The sequence below is a fragment of the Streptomyces sp. NPDC003284 genome, from assembly GCF_053589675.1.
The window spans coordinates 77,961-98,902 of record NZ_JBSFSI010000026.1 but is presented as its reverse complement, the minus strand read 5'-3'; the positions used below and the strand labels follow the sequence as shown (position 1 = coordinate 98,902).

Here is a 20,942-nt window from a genome sequence, read left to right as displayed (position 1 = left end):
GCGGCTAGGGTCCTCGCCTGTGACCGAACCCGCGCCGCACCTGACCACCACCGCCGACGCCTACGACGCCGTCGCGGTCCGCTACGCCGATCTGGTCCGCGACTCGCTGGCCGGGCTGCCGCTGGACCGTGCGGTGATCGCGGCGTTCGCCGACTCCGTACGCGCCGCCGGTGCCGGTCCGGTCGCCGAACTCGGCTGCGGACCCGGGTATCTGACCGCACACCTCAGAGACCTGGGGCTGGACGTGCGCGGCATCGACCTGTCACCGGTGATGGTCGGCCTGGCCCGCGAGGCGTACCCGGACCTGCGGTTCGACGTCGGCTCCATGGACGCTCTGGACCTCGCGGACGGGAGTCTCGCCGGTGTCGTCTCCTGGTACTCGCTGATCCACACCCCGCCGCGGGACGTGCCCGCGTACATCGCCGAGTTCCGGCGGGTGCTGGCCCCCGGCGGCCGGCTGCTGCTCGGTTTCTTCGAGGCGGAGGGCGGCCCCGTCACGGCGTTCGACCACAAGGTGACCACCGCCTACCGGTGGCCGGTCGACGAGCTGGCCCGGATCGCCGCCGGTGCCGGGTTCACCGAGATCGGCCGCATGCTGCGCGAGCCCGGCGAGGAGGAGCGCTTCCGCCGCGGCCACCTGCTGATGCGCCTGGGCTGACCCGCCGGCCGACGGAGAAGCCCATCGGCCGGCCGACGGGGAAGCCGGTCGGTCAGCTGACAGGGAACGGCAGCCGCGCGGCCGAAGCGCCCAGCGCGGTCCGTTCCGCCGGGGTCGGCTGCCGCCGTCCGGTCCCGACGAGCAGGACGTCCCGGTCGGAGAACGACGGCGGGAACACGAGCCCGGCGATCTTCTCCAGCAGCTCCCGCGAGCGCGCCAGCGACTCGGCGGGCGGCCGCGCCGCGCCGGACAGACGTGCCACGAGGTCGAGATGGTGCAGCGTCCACTCCAGGACGTACGCGTCGAGGTAGTCGCCCGCGGTGAGGACCTGCCCCTGGGTGGTGACCCGCAGCCCGCGGTCGGCGAGCAGCGCGGCGCGTCCGGCGGCCGAACCGACGTCGTCCAGGTGGAACGTGAGCAGCCCCGGCTGCTCGTAGGCGGCGGCCAGGCGGACGATCAGCGCGTCCAGCGGATCGTCGCCGGACGGTGGCTCCACGATGTCCCAGTAGGTCACCGCGTCCCGGGTCGGTTCCGCGTCGGTGGGAGTGACCAGGGTGATCAGGACGTCCTGCGCGTCGATGATCAGATGGCACACCAGGTCCCGCACCAGCCAGCCCGCACAGCCCGACGGGCGCGCGAAGTCCTCGTCGGCCAGCTCGGCGACCGCCGACAGCAGCGCCGTCCAGGAGCGCGTGAAGAGATCCACGTCCGCAAGCTAGCACCGGTCGCACGGGCGGCGCGACGGCATTGCGCGGCCCCGGCCCGGACGCGGCGCGGCCCCGGCTCCCGCCGCCGTGCTCCCGCAACGGGCAGGGCACGGCCAACGGGCAGGGCACGGCGCCCGGTTCAGGTGGCCTTCGGTTCCGCCGCGCGCAACTGCGCGATCCCCCAGTCCAGAGCGGCCTCCAGATGGCTGATCCGGCCCGTGGCGAGCAGCAGTGCCACCCCGCCCTGGATACCGGCCAGCAGCGCCGCCGCGGCCGTGTCGACGTCGAAGGTGTCCGGCAGCAGCCCCCTGCTCCTGAGCGCCCTGATGCCCTCGGCGATGTGCTCCTGCCACTTGCGCATCAGCTCGACGACCACCGCCTGCGCACCGGGGGAGGCGGGGCCGACCTGGCGGAGCAGGGAGCCCAGCGAACAGGTGTCGCCCTGGTCCCGGTACCGCGCGACGACCGAGTCGCGCCACCGGTCCCACGCCTCCCAGCTGTCCAGGTTCCCCAGATACGGCTGCTGGTCCTCCAGGACCTGGCCGGCCTCGAAGTTGGCCACCTCCAGCAGGAGTTGGTCCCGGCCGCCGGGAAAGTAGTGGAACAACTGGCTCTTGCTGGTCCGGGTCCGCTCGCGGATGTCGTCCAGCGTGGCCGTCAGGCCCTCCTCGCGCAGGACCTCGGAGGCCCCGGCGACGATGCGCTTGCGTGTCGCCTGCCCCTTGGGGGTCAGAACGTGGACCATACTCCAGCTCCCCTTCACCGGACCGGTGGTCCATTCTACGACCGCCGCCGCCACCGGCCACGGACAGGAGGACGCCCGCCCGCCCCCCGGTCCGACGGGCGACCCTAGACCTCCACCGCCCGCGTGATGGGCAGTGCCGCCGCCCGCGCCCCCGGGCCGAGGGCGGCCAGCAGGCCGATCGCGGCGGCACCGGCGAAGAAGGCCGCCAGGGAGAGCCAGGGCAGGGAGATCACCGCGCCCGGCTGGCCGGACACCGCCGCCACCCCCGCCGCGCCGCCCGCCAGGACGCCAAGACCGGAGCCCAGCAGGGACACCACGACGGACTCGACCCGCAGCATGGACCGCACCCCGGCGCGGTCGAGGCCGACGGCGCGCAGCAGGCCGATCTCCCGCACCCGTTCGAACACCGCCATGCCCATGGTGTTGGCGACCCCCAGCGCCCCGATGGCGACGGTGACACTGAGCATCGCGTACAGCACGGACAGCAGCGGACCGAACGACTCGGCCGCGTCCCGCTGCGCGTCCGCCCGGTCCTGGACCACCAGCAGCGGGTTGTCCAGGGCGCGGCGGACCTCCTCCTTCAGCTCCTCGGTACGGCCCGGCTCGGCCCGTACGAGGACCGAGGTGACCGGGCCGCCGCGCGCCGCCCCGGCCCCCGCGAGCGCGCTCTCGGGCAGCAGGGCCGGGCCCAGCGCCTCGGGGCCGTCGTAGACCGCGACGATCGGCCGGTCCAGGGCCGGGCCGTCCGGGACCCCGGCGGCGGACAGCTCCCGGCCGGTGAGACGGTCGCCCGGCTTCCAGCCGTGCGCCGCGGCCAGCCCGGTCGTGACGGCGACACCCCGCGCCAGGCCGTCCAGGGAACCGGCGCGCACCGTGAGGCCGCCCAGGCGCCCGCGGCCCACGGCGTCCGGGTCGACGACGGCCGCCCACAGCGTCGAGCCGTCGCGCAGCCCGAAGGAGCTTTCCCGGACCGCGGTGACCGCCGCCACGTGCGGCAGCCGCGCGACCCGGCCCGCCGTGTCCGCGCCGACCTCGGCGAAGTCGACCGCGCCGATCCGCAGGTCCGTCGGCAGTTCCGCCCCGGCCTTCCGGGCCGCCGTGGCGCTCAGCGAGGACAGCGCCACGGTGACCGCGCTGACCAGCGCCACGCACACGGTGAGCGCCCCGGCGGTCGCCGCGGTGCGCCGCGGGTTGCGGCGCACATTGGCCAGCGCCAGCACACCGCGTACGCCGGTCGCCCGCCGCAGCGGTGCGCGCAGCACCCGGGTCAGCGGCGGCGCGATCACCGGGGTGAGCAGCACCAGACCGGCGAGCAGCACCGGCAGCCCCGCCGCGAGCACCGCCAGCTCGCCGCCCGCGACGGCCAGCAGCAGTGCGCCCGCGCCCGTGGCCAGAGCCCCGGCGAGAGTGCGGCGGCGCAGCGACGGGGCGGGGGCGGGCAGGTCGGTACGGAGCGCGGCGACCGGAGCGACGGCCGAGGCGCGCAGCGCGGGCACGTACGCGGCGGCGGCCGTGACGGCGACACCGACCGCCAGTGCGGTCAGCAGCGGCACGGGAGCCAGCGGCCGCAGCGGGGCCGCGGCCCCCGGGCCCGCGCCGGGGCCGAACAGCGTGCCCAGCGCGGCGGCCACCCCGATGCCGGTCACATATCCGGCCAGCGCCGCGACGGCGCCGACCAGGGCCGCCTCGCCGAGCACCGTCCGCAGCACCCGGCCCCGGCTCGCGCCCACCGCGCGCAGCAGGGCGTGTTCCCGGGCCCGCGCGGCGCTGAGCATCGTGAAGGTGTTGCCCACCAGGAACGCCGAGACGAACAGCGCGATCCCCGCGAACACCAGCAGCAGCGTGCCGAGCTTCGCACGGTCGGGCGCCGCCGCGGCCTCGGCGTCGAGTTCCGGGCGGGAGACCGCCTCCAGACCGGCGGGCAGCACCCGTGCCGCACGCTCCGCGAGCACTGAGGGGGCGGTGCCGGGAGCGGCCGCGAGCGTCACCGACGCGTAGGCGCCCGGCGCGGGCGCGAACAGGGTGCGCGCGGTGGCCCGGTCGAACGCGGTGACCGTGCCGCCCGCCGCGACGACGGGGTCGTCCACGGTGAACACCCCGGTGAGCCGCACCGAGCGGACCTCGCCGGACACGACGACCCGCACCCGGTCCCCGACCCGGTAGCCGGCGCGGGCGGCCGACCACCGGTCGACGGCGGCCTCGCCGGGACCCTGCGGGCCGCGCCCGCCGGTCAGGGCGTAGCGGGGGTCGGACCCGTGCCGGTCCGGTGTGAAGTCCACCCCGGCCGCGCCGGACGCCGGTCCCACCAGCGTGCCGTCGCGCGCCACCAGGAACGCCCGGCCCACCAGGGTGCCGCGCGCCGCGGCCACCCCCGGCAGCGCGGCCAGCCGCCGCCGCAGCGCCTCGTCCGGCACCGCCGGGGCGCCGCCCGCCGCCGGGGCGCCGGTCGCGCGCACCTCCACCGACACATCGGGCCGTGACGCCCGCTGGAGCCGGTCGGCGCCCTCGGCCAGCGACCGGCTGTACAGCAACGAGCCGCTGACACACGCGACACCGATCAGCACGGCCAGCGCGGGCAGCACGAAGCGCCGCAGATCGCGGTGGACGGAGCGCAGGACGGTACGGAACATGACGCCTTCCAGGGCTGCCGGACGGGGGCAAGGAGAGGGACGGGGGCAAGGAGAGGAACGTGGGCAGGGAGGGGGGAGAAACGTGAGGAGACACGTGACATGTGTGGGAGCGTGTGTGTGCGGAGGGGGCGGGGCGGCCCGGTGTCCCGATCATCGCCCGGCGCGGGGCGGCGGCGGATCGGCCGGAGGACCGAATCCGGCGCTCCGGTGCGCGCCGCGCCTCGGCCGAACGGTCGAGGCGCCGCCCGCCACCGGCCCGTAACCTGCACAGACATGAAGCAGTTCTTCGACGTCCCGGTGAGCGGCCGGCGCAGCGCGGCGCGCTGCGCGGCGGTGCTGTCGCTGTCCGCGGTGGTGGCCGAGAGCACCGACGCGGGGTCCGTGTGGTCGGCCGTGGCCTGGACGCTGTCCGGCGCCCTGGCCCTGGCCGCCGTCGCCGTCCCCCGCGACCGCTTCGGCCCGGTGGCCCTCGCCGCCGTCGTCGCCTCCGGCCTGGTGACCCTGCTCGCCGTCCTGACCGATGTCCGCGCCGAACACACCTTCGGCGTCGTCGAGTCGTGCGCGCTGCTCCTGGTCGTCGCCCGCGCGCTGCGCCTGGGTCCGCCGCTGCGGGCCGTCGCCGTGGCCTCGGGAGCGGTGGCCGCGCTCACCGTGATCTTCCTGCGGCTGCCGTCGGCGGAGTACAGCCGGGCGGGCTCGTTCACGGTCCCGGTGCTGTGGTGCGCGGCGGCCCTCGCTGCGGTGCTCGGCCTGTACCTGCGGCTGCTCGACCGGTTCCGCGAGCGCGAGCACGAGGCCGCACTGCAAGAACAACGCATTGATTACGCAAGGGAGTTGCACGACTTCGTCGGCCACCACGTGACCGCGATCATCGCCCAGACCAAGGCCGTACGGTTCGCCACCGCCGCCGGGCGGCCGCCCGGCCCCGAGGAACTGGACGGCATGCTCGCGGCCGTCGAGGAGGCCGGTTCGCAGGCCATGCAGTCGATGCGGAGCATGGTGGCCGTGCTGCGGGACCCGCGGGGCGGCGGAGCGGCGACGGGGCCCGGTGGCGGCCTGGCCGGACTGCGCACCCTCACCGAGCGGTTCTCCGCCTCCGGCCCGCGCACCGCCCTCACCCTCGACCCGCGCCTGACCACGGGCGGGCTGCCGCCCGGCATCGCCACCACCGTGCACCAGGTCGTGCGCGAGGCGCTGACCAACGTACGCAAGCACGCGCACGGTGCGCACAGGGTCACCGTGGACGTCCGCGTGGCCGGTGACACCGCCCGGCCCGTCGTACGGGTGTCGGTGTGCGACGACGCGGAGGCGGCGGCCGGAACCGCCGCCGACGCCCCGGCCCGGTCGCCCGCGCCCGCCCGGCGCGCCGGGACCGGGGCCGGGAGCGGCTACGGCCTGGTCGGGCTCGCGGAACGCGCCGCCCTGGTCGGCGGCACCGTCACCGCGGGCCCGCGCACCGGCGTCGGCTGGGTCGTGGAGGCGGACATCCCGCTGCCCGGCCCGCTCGAAGGTCCGACGTCCGGAGCGCCGCCCCACGGCACGGACGAGTCCGGGGCGGCTGACACCCTGGACCCATGACGATCAGAATTCTCCTCGCCGACGACCAGCAGATGATCCGCTCGGCCTACGGCATGATCCTCGGCTCGCAGCCCGACATGGAGATCGTCGCGTCGGTGGCGGACGGCGCCACCGCGGTCCAGGAGGCCAGGCGGCTGCGCCCCGACGTGTGCCTGCTGGACATCCGGATGCCCGGACTCGACGGTCTGGAGGCGACCCGGCTGCTGGCGGGCCCGGACGCGGCCGAGCCGCTGAACGTGCTCATCGCGACCACCTTCGACGTGGACGAGTACGTGTACCGGGCGCTGCGCAACGGCGCGTGCGGCTTCCTGCTCAAGGACGGCTCGCCCGCGCTGCTCGTGGAGGCGGTACGGGCCGTCGCCGCCGACAACGCCCTCATCTCGCCGTCGATCACCGTCCGGCTGCTGAAGCACATGACGGACGCCGCCTCCGACGCCGCCGCGCGCCCCCGGCCCGCCCCGCCCGCGCCGCCCGCCGCCCCCGCCGCGCGCACGGCACCCGAACTCCCGCTGACCGCCCGCGAGATGGACGTCGTACGCCTGGTCGCCCGGGGGCGCACCAACGAGGAACTGGCGGCCGACCTGCACGTCTCGCTCTCCACGGTGAAGACGCATCTGGGCAGCGTGCAGCGCAAGCTCGCCGCCCGCAACCGGGTCGAGATCGCGGCCTGGGCCTGGGAGAACGGCGTGTGCACGGCACGGGACGAGCAGGACCGGCCGTAGGGCCTGTCCTGCTCGTCCCGGAGAGCGGTTCCCTCGCCTCACTCACCTGGCGGTGGCGTGTACGGCCTTCTCGATGACGTTGGTGACGAGGCCGGGGTGGGAGACGGCGACGGAGTGGGAGGCGGCGATCTCGGTGGTGTGGGCGTGGGCGCGCTGGGCCATGAAGCGCTGTGCGGCGGCGGGGATGTTGAGGTCCTGGGTGGTGACGATGTCCCAGCTGGGGATGGTCTTCCAGGCGGCGGTGGTGGCCTTCTCCTCCAGGGCGGCCTGGGCGATGGGGCGTTGGCCGGCGGCGGCGAGGGCGGCCTGGTCGCGGGGGACGTCGGCGGCGAACTGGTGGCGGAACTTGTCCTGCTGGATGTAGAGGTCGGTGCCGGTGGTGCCGTCGGCGTTCTTGTAGGGGACGGGGTCGAGGGCGTCGGGGAGGGTGGAGCCGGGGTACTTGTTCGTGAGGCCGAGGGCGGTCTCGCCGGGGGCGGGGAGGAAGGCGGCGACGTAGACGAGGGCCTTGATGTCGTGGTTGCCGGTGGCGGCCTGGCTGATGACGGAGCCGCCGTAGGAGTGGCCGACGAGGATCTTGGGGCCCTTGATGTGGTCGAGGAGGCTGCGCAGGGCGGTGGCGTCGCCGCTGGGGCTGCGCAGGGGGTTGGCGGCGGCGACGACGGGGTAGCCGTCGGCGCGCAGTCGTGTGATCACGCCGTTCCAGCTGGAGGCGTCGGCGAACGCGCCGTGTTCCAGGACGATCGTCGGCCTGGCGTGCCGGCCGGCGGTGTCCGTGTGCTGGGGTGTGCTGCTCGCGTTCACGGCGAACGCGGTACCCGCGATGCCCGCCGTGAGCGTGGCCGCGACCGCCGTCACGAACCGCCGGCCCCGCAGATTCTTGATACCGACCATGAGAAATCACCCTTCACGGAGATTCGATTCGGGAATCGAGACCGGCACCTCGGCGCCCGTCACCGCTCTAACTGGTGATTAATGTTCCATGGGTGCCGTCACCTGTCAAGCCAGTGACGAATGGGGAGGGTGCCCGTCAGGCCACCCGGACCAGGTGCACCGCGCAGCTCGCCCAGTCGCCCGGCGCCAGGCCGGGGCGGAAGCCGTACTCGGTGAGCACCGCGGCATGGTGCACCTCGCCCGTGCCGGTGTCGCGGTAGCGGGCCCCGGCGGTGAGCCCGCGCAGCCGCACCGGAAGCTGCGGCACCCCGTGGCGCGGCCCGCGCCGCCAGGCCAGCACCAAGGTCTCGGCGCCGTCCGCGGCCGCGTACTGCACGACCGTCGCGCCCTCGCCGTGCGGACCGGACAGCCGGTACAGGTCACCCTGCTGCACCAGATGCCGCACCTTCTTGTACGCGGCCACCAGCTCGGCGCCCTCCGCCAGCTCGGCCGGCGACCAGCGGGCCAGGTCGCCGCCGATGCCCAGCAGCCCGGACATCGCGGCATGGAAGCGGAAGCGCAGCGGCACCGTGCGCGCGGTGAGCTGGTTCGGCACATCCGTCACCCAGGCGGACAGCACACGCGCCGGATGGAGCTGGCCGAAGCCGTGCTGGATCACCAGCCGGTCCACCGCGTCGGTGTTGTCCGACACCCACGCCTGATCGGTACGGGCGAGAATCCCCAGGTCGACACGGCCGCCGCCGCCGCTGCACGTCTCCACCCGCAGCCCCGGGTGATCGGCCCGCAGCCGGTCGAGGACGCCGTACAGCCGCTCCACGTACGCCGTCCACAGCCGGTCGCCGCCGTCCGGCCCCTGCTCCGCCTCGCCCCGGGCCCCCGGTCGGCCGGCCTCGCTGAAGGGGCGGTTCATGTCCCACTTGAGGAAGTCGACGCCGTACTCGCCCACCAGCCGCGTCAGCCAGCCGTACGCCCACTCGGCGACATCGTCGCGGGCGAAGTCCAGCACCAGCTGGTGGCGCAGCTCCGTGCGGGTGCGGCCGGGCAGGTGCAGCACCCAGTCCGGGTGGGCGCGGTACAGGTCGCTGTCCGGATTGACCATCTCCGGCTCCACCCAGAGGCCGAAGCGCATACCGAGTCCGTGCACCGTGTCGGCCAGCGGTCCGAGCCCGGCGGGGAAGCGGTCCGGGGCCGGGGTCCAGTCGCCCAGGCCCGCCCGGTCGCTGCGCCGCGCGCCGAACCAGCCGTCGTCGACGACGTACAGCTCGACACCCAGCGCGGCGGCCCGCTCGGCGAGCGCCTTCTGACCCGCCTCGTCGACGTCGAAACCGGTGGCCTCCCAGGAGTTGTAGAGCACGGGCGCCACCTCGTCGGCGTGCGCCAGCACATGGCGGCGGACATAGGTGTGCCAGGCCCGGCTCGCCGCGCCGAAGCCGCCCTCGGTGAAGAGACCGGCGAACACCGGGGTGCGGAACTCCTCGCCCGGTGCCAGCGGCACACAGGTGCCCTCGTGCCCGGCGCCCCCGGTGAACCCGGCGCGACCGTCCGGGGTGCGCTGCACGGTGATGCGCCAACTGCCGCTCCAGGCCAGGGCCGCGCTCCATACCCTGCCGTGCTCCTCGGACGCCTCGCCACCGTCCAGCATCAGCCACGGTCCCGCGTGATGGCTGGTGATGCCGCGCCTGCTGGTCAGCACCGTCTCGCCGCGCGGCAGCGGCTCGCGGGCGAGCTGGTTCTCCGCCGACCACTGGCCGGTGACATGGCTGAGCCGCCAGCCGGGCAGCGGCGGCAGCGACCAGGCGGCCGAGTCGGCCCGCAGCAGGGTCAGCGGCCGCTCGCCCGCGTTGCGCAGCACCGCGCGGCGCTCGATGACGTCGGTGTCCTCGCGCACCGTGTAGTGCAGCGCCACATGCAGGGGGTGCAGGCGGTCGCGGAACTCCAGGACCAGTTCGGCGCGGCCGGGCGCCGGTGCGAGGACGCGGTGCCCGACGGGTTCCCACTCGAAGCCGCGGGTGCCGTCCGCGTAGCGCACCTGGAGGGACGGCGGCCCGTACCGGGGGCCGCCGTCCACCGGGAGTTCCTCGCCGACCGGTGGCCGTCCCTCGAAGCTGCTGGCCGCCGCCGGGGCCGGGACGGCGAGATCCGCCGCCTCCCGCAGGGTCAGCCGCGGCCCCCAGGCGACATGGCAGGGCGCGCCCGTGCCGTCGACACGCAGGACGTAGGACGTACGGGGCGTGGTCAGCAGCCAGACCCCGGAGTCCGGGGCATGGGAGATCATCGGCATCGGGCCTCACGTTCACGAGAAGGGGTGACGGCGGCAGAGGGCGGCGCGTGCGCAAGAGCCAAGCGCCACCTTCGGTCACATGTCAACACCCCCGATATCGCCTGCCATTGAAAGACGATCACCGCTCCTGGGCAGTCTTCGGAGCATTCCTGCTTCTTTCATTGACAGCGGAAAATAAGAGACCTAGGTTCCCGGCCATGCCCTCGCCGCTCCCGCCCCTCCCGCCGCTTCCACGCCTCTCGCCCGTCCCGCCTTCCTCGCCCGCCCCCCGGCCCGCCGCCGCGCCGCCCGCCGGGACGTTCCCGGCGGGCACCCCCGCCGCCGCGCAGATCTTCACCACGCTGCTGTCGCAGGGGCCGCTCACCCGCGCCGAGGCCGGTCGGCGGGCCGGGCTGTCCGCCGCGGCCGTCACCAAGGCGGTACGGCCCCTGATCGAGGCGGGCTACCTGGTGGAGGACGCGGACGAGGAGGCCCGCCCCGCGCTGGGCCGGCCCGCGAACCTGGTCCGGGTGGACGGCGGACGCGCCCTGTTCATCGGGGTCAAGGTCACCGGCGACGAGATCATCGGCGTGCTGACCGACCTGTGCTGCCGCGTCCTGCTCGCCCGGCATCTGCCCCTCGCCGACCGGGCGCCCAAGGCGGTCCTGGCCTCCGCGGCCGCGCTGGTCGGTGAACTCCTCACCGAGGCCGACGGGTTCGGGGTGCGCGTCATGGGGCTCGGCATCGCCGTCTCCGGTGACGTGGACCGGGCCGAGGGCGTCGTACGGTACTCGCCGTTCCTGGACTGGCGGGAGGTGCCGCTCGCCGAACTCGCCGGGATGACCACGGGGTTGCCGGTGACCGTCGACAACGACGTGCGCGCCCTCACCGTCGCCGAGCAGTGGTTCGGCGCGGGTGTCGGGCTCTCCGACTTCGCCGTGGTGACGGTCGGCGCGGGCATCGGCTGCGGGCTGGTCGTGCACGGCCGGGTGGTCGCCGGGGCGCACGGTGTGGCCGGTGAGATCGGGCATGTCACCGTGGATCCGGCGGGACCGCTGTGCCGCTGCGGCAACCGCGGCTGCGTGGAGGCCATCGCCGGGGACGACGCCATCGTGCGCCGGATCCGGGAGACCACCGGAGCGGAGGTCGCCGACGCCGCCGCGGCCGCGGCCCTGGCCCACCGGGGCGACGCCGGGGCCCGGGACGCCTACGCGCGCGCCGGTGCCGCCATCGGCCGGGGCATCGCCACCGTGGCCAATCTGCTCGGCCCCGAGCGGGTGATCATCTCCGGTGAGGGGCTGGCCGCCTACGACCTGTTCGCCGAGCAGATCCGCGAGGCGTTCACCGAGGCGGCCTTCGGCTCCGCCGCCCGGTGCGACGTACAGACCCGTCCGCTGTCCTTCGAGGAGTGGGCCCGCGGCGCGGCGGCCACCGCCATCCAGTCCTTCACCGCCCAGCACACCCACTGATCCCCAGCACACCCACTGGCCCTCACCCACTGATCACCCGGCACACCCGCTGATCGCCCAGCACACCTACTGATCGTCCGGAACACCCACCGCGCTCTCGCCCCCCTCACACTTGACCGATCGGTCCCACACGCACGTATGAGGAGCAACCATGACGCAGCAGAGCCGCACACCCCTGGCTGCGCCCGGCCCGGGTCGGCGCACCCTCGTCGGCGGACTGTTCGGTCTGGGCGCCACCGCCCTGGCCGCCCCCGTCCTCACCGCCTGCGGCGGGGGAGCGGGCGCCGACCCGAAGACGGTCACCTTCGGCTCCAACGGCGCCGACGCCACCCCGAAGTCCGCCTACGCCGCCCTCACCAAGGCGTTCACCGCGGACTCGGGGCTGAAGGTGAGGACGAACACCGTCGACCACGACACGTTCCAGAAGTCCATCACCAGCTACCTCCAGGGCACCCCGGACGACGTGTTCACCTGGTTCGCCGGGTACCGCATGGAGTACTTCGCCGAGAAGGGCCTGTGCAGCCCCCTCGACGACGTGTGGAAGCGGATAGGCGGCGGCTTCAGCGAGGCGACCCGGCAACTGGCGCGCGGCGCGGACGGCACGTACTACTTCGTGCCGCTGTACAACTACCCGTGGGCCGTGTTCTACCGCAAGAGCCTCTTCGCGGAGCGCGGCTACCAGGTCCCCAGGAAGTGGGACGAGTTCATCGCACTGGCGAAGCGGATGAAGAAGGACGGCCTGGCGCCCGTGGCCGCCGGCTACGGCGGCGGCGACAGCTGGTCGGTCCTCGGTGCCTTCGACTATCTGAACCTGCGCGCCAACGGCTACGAGTTCCACACCTCCCTGCTGCGCGGCCAGGTGTCCTGGACCGACCCGCGCGCCGCCCGCGTCCTGGACCTGTGGCGCGAACTGACGCCGTATCACCAGGCGAGCGGTGGCGGCCGGTCCTGGCAGGACGCCGCGCAGTCGCTGTTCGACAAGAAGTCCGGCATGGCGGTCATCGGGCTCTTCGTCGGCCAGCAGATCACCGACGAGTCCCTCCGCTCGGACCTCGACTTCTTCCCGTTCCCCGAGGTCGACCCGGCCCACGGCCAGGACACCGTGGAGGCGCCCACCGACGGCTTCATGCTCAGCCGCAAGCCGAAGAACGCCGACGGCGCGCGGAAGTTCCTGGAGTTCCTGGGCGGCGCGCGGGCCGAACACACCTACATGGGCGTCGACCCGAGCAACCTCGCCGTCCACGAGCAGGCCGACACCAGCGCGTACAACGCGCTCCAGAAGAAGTCCGCCGAACTGATCGCCTCGGCCAAGCACATCAGCCAGTTCGCCGACCGCGACAGCGACCCCGGCTTCGTCTCCACCGTCCTGCTGCCCGGCCTGACCGCCTGGCTCGGCCACCCCGACGACGGCTCCGGCACGCTGAAGCGGATCGAGTCCCAGCGCTCCCGCTTCTTCGCGGCCTGACCGGGACGGAAAGGCTCCCGCCGTGTCCCTCGCCTCCCGCGCCTCCCGCTCGCCTCTCGCGCCGAAGACCCCGGCCACCGGCCGGACCCGCACCGCCCCGGCCTCCCGGCTCGGCCGCGGCGACCGCCTCTTCCTGGCCGCCGTCATCGGGCTGCCGCTGGCCGCCCTGCTGGTCCTCGTCTGGCTGCCCGCGCTCGCCTCGGTCGCCCTGTCCTTCACCACCTGGGACGGCCTGGACCTGTCCGGTATCCACTGGACCGGCCTCGACAACTACACCCAGATCCTCACCAACTACCCGCCGTTCTGGCCCGCCGTCCGGCACAACGTGCTCTGGCTGCTCTTCACGGCCCTGCTGCCCACCCCCTTCGGGGTCTTCCTCGCCTACCAGCTCGACCAGAAGATCCGGTTCACCCGCTTCTACCAGACCGCGGTCTTCCTGCCGATGGTGCTCTCGCTGGCCGTCGTCGGCTTCATCTGGGAGATCATCTACAACCCGGACACCGGACTGCTCAACAGCCTGCTGAGCGCGGCCGGTCCGGCCCACCACATCGACTGGCTCGGCGACCCCTCCCTCAACCTGTGGGCCGTCCTGGTCGCCTCCGGCTGGCGGCACACCGGCTACATCATGATCCTCTACCTGGCCGGTCTGAAGAGCTTCGACCCGGCCCTCAAGGAGGCCGCCGCCCTCGACGGGGCGAACGGCCGGCAGACCTTCTTCCGCATCGTGCTGCCCGCGCTCAAGCCGGTCAACGTCATCATCGTCGTCGTCACCGCCATGGAGTCGCTGCGCGCCTTCGACATCGTCTACGTGCTCGGCGGCGGCACCGGCAGCAAACCCGGCATGGAACTGCTGTCCCTGCTCATCACCGACAACATCATCGGCGAGTCCGGCCACATCGGCTACGGCTCCGCGCTCGCCGTCGTACTGCTGCTGGTCTCCCTGGCCGCGATCGGCGCGTTCCTCGTGCAGACCTTCCGCAAGGAGGACACATGACGACGACCGCGTCCCGCCCGGACACCCGCACCCGCGTCCGCGCCGCCCGGCGGCCCGCCCCGGCCCGCGGCGCCCGCCGCCCGCCCCGGCACACCGGCCGCCACCTGCTGCTCGGCACCGTCTCCGTGCTGTGGCTCGTCCCGCTGCTGTGGGCCGTCTACACCTCGCTGCGCTCCTACGACGACACCGCGCGCCACGGCTACTTCTCGCTGCCGCACAGCTTCGGACCGGGCAACTTCACCGATGCCTGGACCCGGTCCGGCATGCCGCACTTCTTCCTCAACTCCGTGCTCATCACCGTCCCCGCCGTCCTGGGCACCCTGCTCTTCTCCGCCGCCGTCGCCTTCTTCGTCACCCGCTTCGACTTCCGGCTCAACCTGGCCCTGCTGATGCTGTTCACCGCGGGCAACCTGCTGCCCGCCCAGGTGCTCATCACCCCGCTGTACCGGCTCTACCTCCAGGTCCCGCTGCCCGCCTGGATGAGCGACTCGCTGCTGCTGTACAACTCCGCCTGGGGCCTCATCGTCATCCACATCGCCTACCAGTGCGGCTTCTGCACCTTCGTCCTCAGCAACTACATGAAGACGATCCCCAAGGAGATCTCCGAGGCCGCCCTCGTCGACGGCGCGCCCGTGTGGCGGCAGTTCCTCCAGATCATCCTGCCGCTGTGCCGCCCCGCGTTCGCCGCGCTGGCCACGCTCGAATCCATCTGGATCTACAACGACTTCTTCTGGCCGCTCACCCTCATCGAGACCGGCGACAAGCGCCCCGTCACCTCCGCGCTGGCCAATCTCCAGGGCCAGTACTTCACCAACCCCAACCTGATCGCGGCGGGCGCGCTGATGACCGCCGTCCCCACACTGCTGGTGTACTTCGCGCTCCAGCGCCAGTTCGTCAGCGGACTCACCATCGGCTCGGGCAAGGGCTGAACCGCCCCCGGAACGCCCAGGAAAGCCCCCGAGCCGCTCCGGCCCACCCCACCGCACTCCAGGAGGCACGACCCATGCGGTCACCCTCGTACTCCGCCCTGCCCGCGCGCGGCCTGAGAGCCGTGGTCGTCCTGGCCCTCGCCGCGGGCCTCGCGACGACCACCCAGACGGCGGCCCGCGCGCACTCCGCACCGGCCCAACCGGCCGCCCCCGCGCACCACACCGCAGTCGCAGCCGCAGCCGCAACGGCCCCCGCCCTCGCCGCCAAGCCCTTCATGGGCTGGTCCAGTTGGAGCATGCAGTCCTCGAAGTACCCCGGCCTCAACCCGGACGGCGACTACAGCTATCTCACCGAGGCCAACGTCCTCAAGCAGACGAACGCCCTCGCCGCCAAGCTCAAGAAGTACGGCTACACGTACGTGAACATCGACGCGGGCTGGTGGCGCGACAACGCCTGGAAGCCCGGGTTCGACCGGTACGCACGCCAGCAGGCCGACCCGGTCCGCTTCCCGCACGGCATGAAGGCCGTCGCCGACGCCGTCCACGCCAAGGGCCTCAAGGCGGGCATCTATCTGCCCGTCGGCCTGGAGAAGGAGGCGTACGACGGCGGCCGGGCACCCGTCTGGCACGCCGACGGCTGCACCACCGCCGACATCGTCTACGCCGACCTGCGCACCACCAACGGCTGGGACAGCGCGTACAAGCTCGACCTCTCCCGCCCCTGCGCGCAGAAGTACATCGACTCCCAGGCCCGGCTGCTCGCCGACTGGGGCTACGACTTCCTCAAGCTGGACGGCGTCGGACCCGGCTCGGGCAAGGGCGGCGACCAGTACGACAACGTTGCCGACGTGGCCGCCTGGCACCGGGCGCTCGCCGCCACCGGACGCCCGGTGCACCTGGAGGTGTCCTGGTCCCTGGACATCGGCCACGCCGCCGACTGGAAGAAGTACACGGACGGCTGGCGCATCGACACCGACGTCGAGTGCTACTGCAACACCCTGGTCAGCTGGGAGAACTCCGTCGACGACCGCTTCGACGACGCGCCCGCCTGGACCCGCCACGCGGGCCCCGGCGGCTGGAGCGACCTCGACTCCCTCGACGTCGGCAACGGCCCTATGGACGGCCTGACCGACGCCGAGCGGCAGACCTACGCCACCCTGTGGGCCGTCGCCAAGTCCCCGCTCTACACCGGCGACGACCTCACCCGCCTCGACTCCTACGGCCTCTCGCTGCTCACCAACCGCGAGGTCATCGCCGTCGACCAGGGTGACGGCCCGCCCGCGCACCCCGTGACCGCCCTGGACCCGCAGCAGGTGTGGGCGGCCGAGAACCCCGACGGCACCTACACCGTCGCCCTGTTCAACCTCGCCGACGCCCCCGCCGCCGTCACCGCCGACTTCGCCGCCCTCGGCTTCACCGGCCGGGCCGCCGTCCGCGACCTGTGGAACCACCAGGACCTCGGCACCCACCGTGACAAGATCACCGAGGCCCTGCCCGCGCACGGCTCCCGGCTGTTCACCCTCACCCCGCGCGGCACCACCGCCGTCACCTCCACCGCCCACGAGGCCGAGGCGAGCGCCAACACCCTGTCCGGCAGCGCCTCCGTCGCCGACTGCGCCGCCTGCTCCGGCGGCAAGAAGGTCGGCAACCTCTACCTGGGCGGCAGGCTCACCGTGAACGACGTCGTCGTGGACCGGCCGGGCACCTACCAGGTGAAGGTGGCCTACGTCAGCGGCGACGCCCGCTCCGTCCAGGTCTCGGCCAACGGCGGCGGCGCGGTCCGGCACCGGTTCCCCTCCACCGGCGACTGGGGCACCCCCGGCACGGTCACCGTCCCGGTCGTCCTCAAGGCGGGCGGCAATACGCTCACCTTCGACAGCGGTTCCGACTACGCGCCCGACATCGACCGCGTCGACGTACCGCGCCCGTCCTGACCCGGCCCGCACCCTCTGAAGAAGACCCACCGCACCGCGAGCACGTTCCTGAACCCCGCAAGGCCCGGCCGGCACCCGTCCCCAGTGCCGGCCGGGCCGTCCCCGAACCCAGGAGCCGCCATGACCGCAGACCGCCCCGAGTCGTCCGAGGCCGCCGACGCCCCCTCATCGCAGGGCAGTTCACCCGCACCCGGCGGGCCCGGCAGAAGAACACTCCTCTCCCTGGCCGCCACCGCATCCCTCACCGGCGCCCTCGGCGCGCTGCCCGCCTTCACCGCCTCGGCCGCCCCCCGGCGCCCGCCCGCCACCGAGGACACACCCGCCGACCCCCGCCACACCCTGTGGTGGCAGGCGCCCGCCGGTGAACACTCGATGATCAGCCAGGGCCTGCCCGTCGGCAACGGGCGGCTCGGCGCCCTCGCGAGCAACGACCCCGGCCGCGAACTCCTCCTCGTCACCGACGCCACGATGTGGACCGGCGGCCGCAACGACACCCTCGACGCCGACGGCCAGTTCCCGTACGGCCGCGACGACTTCGGCTCCCTCACCCTGCTGGCCCGTCTCACCGTCGACCTCCCCGGCCACGACCTGTCCGCCGTCCACGGCTACCGCCGCACCCTCGACCTGGCACAGGGCGTCCTCACCACCACCTACACCCGCGGGAACGTCGTCCACCGCCGGGAGATCTTCGCCAGCCGCCCCGACGACGTCATCGTCGTACACCTCACCCAGAGCGGCGGCGGACGCCACACCGGCACCGTCACCCTGGAGGGCACCCACGGCGAGGCCCCGGCGCCCTCCTTCGGCGGCGCCCTGCCGGGCGGACTGCGCTACGGCGCCGCCGTCACCGTCCACGCGGACGGCGGCGGCCGGGTGCGCGTGCGGGACACCCGGATCGACTTCGACGGCTGCCCGGAACTCACCGTCGTGCTCAGCGGCGGCACGAACTACGCCCCCGACGCCCGCACCGGCTACCGCGATCCCGCCCTCGACCCCGAACACCTCGCCCGGACCAAGGCCCGCGCGGCGGCCGGCCACCCGGTCGCCGCCCTGCGCCGCACCCACGTCGCCGACCACCGCGCCCTGTACGGCACCTTCGCCCTCGACCTGGGCACCTCGACCCCGCAGCAGCGCGCCCTGGACACCTGGGAGCGCGTCCGGTACCGCGCCGAGAGCGGCGTACCCGACCCCGAACTGGAGGCCGCCTACGTGCAGTTCGGCCGCCACCTGATGATCTCCGGATCGCGCGGCAGCCTCCCGCTGGGCCTCCAGGGCCTCTGGCTGGACGGCAACGACCCGGACTGGATGGGCGACTACCACACCGACATCAACGTCCAGATGAACTACTGGATGGCCGACCGGACCGCGCTGTCCCCGTGCTTCGACGCCCTCACCGACTACTGCCTCGCCCAGCTCCCGGCCTGGACCGACACCACCGGGCGGCTCTTCGGCGACCCGCGCAACCGCTACCGCAACAGCAGCGGCCGCACCGCCGGCTGGACCGTCGCCATCTCCACCAACCCCCATGGCGGAGGCGGCTGGTGGTGGCACCCGGCGGGCAACGCCTGGCTGTGCATCACCCTCTTCGAGCACTACGAGTACACCCTCTCCCGCGCCCACCTGGAGAAGATCCACCCGCTGCTCAAGGGCGCCTGTGCATTCTGGGAGGCCCGGCTGGTCGCCACCACCGTGCCCGGCACCCCCGGCGAGGTGCTGATCGCCGACAGCGACTGGTCGCCCGAACACGGACCGCTGGACGCCAAGGGCATCACCTACGCCCAGGAACTGGTGTGGGCGCTGTTCGGCAACTACCAGGCATGCTGCCAGGAGCTGAAGAAGGACACCGCCCACGCGGAGCGGATCGGCGCGCTGCGCGAGCGGCTGTACCTGCCCCGGGTGAGTCCGAGGACAGGCTGGCTGGAGGAGTGGATGTCGCCGGACAACCTCGGCGAGACCACCCACCGCCATCTCTCCCCGCTGGTCGGCCTCTTCCCCGGCGACCGGATCCGCCCCGACACCTCCACCCCGGAGGACATCGTCGCCGGAGCCACCGCCCTGCTCACCGCGCGCGGCACGGAGAGCTTCGGCTGGGCCAACGCCTGGCGCGCGCTGTGCTGGGCCCGCCTGAAGAACGCCGAGCAGGCGTACCGGCTCGTCGTCGGCAACCTGCGCCCCTCCACCGACGGCGGCAACGGCACGGCCTTCAACCTCTTCGACATCTACGAGACCGGACCCGGCCGGGGCATCTTCCAGATCGACGCCAACTTCGGCACCCCGGCGGCGGTCGTCGAGATGCTGCTGTACGCGCGCCCCGGCCACATCGAGCTGCTGCCCGCGCTGCCCGCCGCCTGGGCCGGGTCGGGCTCGGTCACCGGTGTGCCGGTGCGCGGCGGGTTCACCGTCGACCTGAGCTGGCGCGACGGCACGCCGGTGGCGGCCAGGATCCACAGCACCGGCGGCCGCACCACTACGGTGACCCACGGCGACACCTCCCGCACGGTCTCCCTCGCACCGGGGACGTCCGTCACGCTGAAGGGATTCCACCGATGAGGAAGACGCGGAACCGGCCCACCCGTGTCGCCGCCCTGGCCGCCGTGTTCCTGGCCGCCACCGCCGTGCACACCGCCGCCCCCGCCCCCGCGCGGGCGGCCTCCGGCAGCGCCCGGCCGCACCAGGTGGTCACCTGGGCGGCGAGCGCCGACCGGGCCGGAACCGGTGTCCCCGACCGCGCCTACCGGCTGGTCGTGCACACCAGCGTCGCCGGGAGCGCCGCGCGGGTCCGGCTGAGCAACGCCTTCGGCGACCGCCCGCTGACCCTCGACAGCGTCTACGCCGGGATCCGGGAGTCGGGCGCCGCGCTGCGCCCCGGCAGCAACCGGCGGCTGACCTTCGGCGGCGCCGCCGCCGTCACCGTACCCGCAGGGCACACCGTGCTCAGCGATCCGCTGCCCGGCCCGCTGCCCGCCGCCACCGACCTGGTCGTCAGCCTGCACAGCCCGGACGCCGCGGGCCCGGCGACCGGCCACGGCATGGCCCTCCAGACCTCGTACACCACCCAGGGCGACCACACCGCCGAGGAGGGCGCGGACCACTGGACGGCCACCACCGGTTCCTGGTTCTACCTGGACGCCGTCTCCGTGCGCACCGCCGCCCCGCGCACCGGGGCCGTGGTCGCGCTCGGCGACTCCATCACCGACGGCTGGCACTCCAGCGCCGACCTCGACCGGCGCTGGCCCGACTACCTGGCACGCCGTCTGCGGCAGGCCGGCACCGGCGTCCAGGGCGTGGCGAACGAGGGGATCTCCGGCAACAAGGTGCTCGCCGACGGCGCCGGGCAGAGCGCCCTGCACCGCCTGGACCGGGACGTGCTGTCCCAGCCGGGTGTGCGCACCGTGTTCCTCTTCGAGGGCGTCAACGACCTCAAGGCGCACACCGGGGTCACGGCCGCCGACCTGATCGCCGGGTACCGCGAGGTCGTCGCGCGGGCGCACGCCGCCGGCCTGTGCGTGGTCGGAGCCACCGTGGGGCCGTTCAAGGGCTGGGGCGAGTGGGACGCCGCCGCCGAGTCCGTGCGCCAGGAGGTCAACACCTTCGTGCGCACCGGCGGGGCGTTCGACGCGGTCACCGACTTCGACCGGATCCTGCGCAGCCCCTACGACCCCGAGCGCATCCTGCCCGCCCTGGACGGCGGCGACCATCTGCACCCCGACGACAAGGGCATGCAGGCGATGGCCGACGCGGTGGACCTCACCGCCCTGGACTGTGCGGGCGGCCCGCACACCACCGGCTGACGGACGGCCCCGGCACCGCCGCCCTCTTCTGTGCACTCTGACACACATAGCGATATGTGTGTCAGAGTGCGCAGATGTGTCTGAACAAGGTGTCCAGACAACATGTATGCTGGCGCGGTCGGCCCCCTTCGAGCGGGCCGGATGTCCACAGGGCGCCGAGAGCGCC

The 20,942-nt window shown here is 73.8% G+C and carries 15 protein-coding genes; 10 read left to right on the top strand and 5 right to left on the bottom strand.

Annotated features, from left to right (window positions below):
- Window positions 1–19: 19 nt before the first annotated feature.
- On the top strand, window positions 20–658 hold the full coding sequence (locus ACWDYF_RS33975) for a class I SAM-dependent methyltransferase (protein ID WP_389473377.1): 639 nt from the start codon (window positions 20–22) through the stop codon (window positions 656–658).
- 52 nt (window positions 659–710) lie between these two features.
- Here the strand turns inward: ACWDYF_RS33975 and ACWDYF_RS33970 are convergent, their stop codons facing one another.
- From ACWDYF_RS33970 to ACWDYF_RS33960, 3 genes are all read right to left on the bottom strand, one after another.
- A complete protein-coding gene (locus ACWDYF_RS33970; protein WP_389473379.1) occupies window positions 711–1,364 on the bottom strand; it encodes a maleylpyruvate isomerase N-terminal domain-containing protein in 654 nt (217 codons plus the stop codon).
- A 140-nt stretch (window positions 1,365–1,504) separates the two neighbouring features.
- Window positions 1,505–2,110 (bottom strand): TetR/AcrR family transcriptional regulator, encoded by a 606-nt coding sequence (locus ACWDYF_RS33965; RefSeq protein ID WP_381741928.1) that lies wholly within the window; start codon window positions 2,108–2,110, stop codon window positions 1,505–1,507.
- A 104-nt stretch (window positions 2,111–2,214) separates the two neighbouring features.
- Complete coding sequence (locus tag ACWDYF_RS33960) at window positions 2,215–4,740, bottom strand: FtsX-like permease family protein (protein WP_389473382.1); 2,526 nt, start codon at window positions 4,738–4,740, stop codon at window positions 2,215–2,217.
- A gap of 273 nt (window positions 4,741–5,013) precedes the next feature.
- Between ACWDYF_RS33960 and ACWDYF_RS33955 the strand changes: the two genes are divergently transcribed.
- Window positions 5,014–6,318 carry a sensor histidine kinase gene (locus ACWDYF_RS33955; RefSeq protein WP_389473384.1) on the top strand — a complete coding sequence of 435 codons (1,305 nt, stop codon included), beginning with the start codon at window positions 5,014–5,016 and terminating at the stop codon, window positions 6,316–6,318.
- Window positions 6,315–7,040 carry a response regulator transcription factor gene (locus tag ACWDYF_RS33950; RefSeq protein WP_018570036.1) on the top strand — a complete coding sequence of 242 codons (726 nt, stop codon included), beginning with the start codon at window positions 6,315–6,317 and terminating at the stop codon, window positions 7,038–7,040. Before ACWDYF_RS33955 ends, ACWDYF_RS33950 begins: the two co-directional genes overlap by 4 nt.
- Before the next feature lie 42 nt (window positions 7,041–7,082).
- On the opposite strand, the gene ACWDYF_RS33945 is transcribed toward ACWDYF_RS33950, so the two are convergent.
- Together ACWDYF_RS33945 and ACWDYF_RS33940 are read right to left on the bottom strand one after the other, a co-directional pair.
- Entirely contained in the window at window positions 7,083–7,934 is an 852-nt protein-coding gene (locus ACWDYF_RS33945; RefSeq protein ID WP_389473388.1) for an alpha/beta fold hydrolase, read from the bottom strand.
- Between the two features lie 136 nt (window positions 7,935–8,070).
- Entirely contained in the window at window positions 8,071–10,215 is a 2,145-nt protein-coding gene (locus ACWDYF_RS33940) for an alpha-galactosidase (RefSeq protein ID WP_389473390.1), read from the bottom strand.
- A gap of 197 nt (window positions 10,216–10,412) precedes the next feature.
- Here ACWDYF_RS33940 and ACWDYF_RS33935 point away from each other — a divergent pair, with 197 nt between their 5' ends.
- The 7 genes from ACWDYF_RS33935 to ACWDYF_RS33905 all read left to right on the top strand — a co-directional run bounded on the left by ACWDYF_RS33935 (window position 10,413) and on the right by ACWDYF_RS33905 (window position 20,776).
- Window positions 10,413–11,663: an ROK family protein gene (locus tag ACWDYF_RS33935; protein WP_389473392.1), complete on the top strand. Its 1,251-nt coding sequence runs from the start codon at window positions 10,413–10,415 to the stop codon at window positions 11,661–11,663.
- A 151-nt stretch (window positions 11,664–11,814) separates the two neighbouring features.
- A complete protein-coding gene (locus ACWDYF_RS33930; RefSeq protein ID WP_389473394.1) occupies window positions 11,815–13,128 on the top strand; it encodes an ABC transporter substrate-binding protein in 1,314 nt (437 codons plus the stop codon).
- Window positions 13,129–13,150: 22 nt separating this feature from the next.
- Window positions 13,151–14,122, top strand: coding sequence for a carbohydrate ABC transporter permease (locus ACWDYF_RS33925; protein WP_381741936.1), 972 nt, complete (start codon window positions 13,151–13,153; stop codon window positions 14,120–14,122).
- On the top strand, window positions 14,119–15,051 hold the full coding sequence (locus ACWDYF_RS33920; RefSeq protein WP_389473397.1) for a carbohydrate ABC transporter permease: 933 nt from the start codon (window positions 14,119–14,121) through the stop codon (window positions 15,049–15,051). The genes ACWDYF_RS33925 and ACWDYF_RS33920 overlap by 4 nt, the downstream gene beginning before the upstream one ends.
- A gap of 74 nt (window positions 15,052–15,125) precedes the next feature.
- Entirely contained in the window at window positions 15,126–16,985 is a 1,860-nt protein-coding gene (locus ACWDYF_RS33915) for an alpha-galactosidase D (protein WP_389473399.1), read from the top strand.
- A gap of 120 nt (window positions 16,986–17,105) precedes the next feature.
- Window positions 17,106–19,535 carry a glycosyl hydrolase family 95 catalytic domain-containing protein gene (locus ACWDYF_RS33910; RefSeq protein WP_389473401.1) on the top strand — a complete coding sequence of 810 codons (2,430 nt, stop codon included), beginning with the start codon at window positions 17,106–17,108 and terminating at the stop codon, window positions 19,533–19,535.
- Window positions 19,532–20,776 (top strand): SGNH/GDSL hydrolase family protein, encoded by a 1,245-nt coding sequence (locus ACWDYF_RS33905; RefSeq protein WP_389473403.1) that lies wholly within the window; start codon window positions 19,532–19,534, stop codon window positions 20,774–20,776. Before ACWDYF_RS33910 ends, ACWDYF_RS33905 begins: the two co-directional genes overlap by 4 nt.
- The last annotated feature ends 166 nt before the right edge of the window (window positions 20,777–20,942 follow it).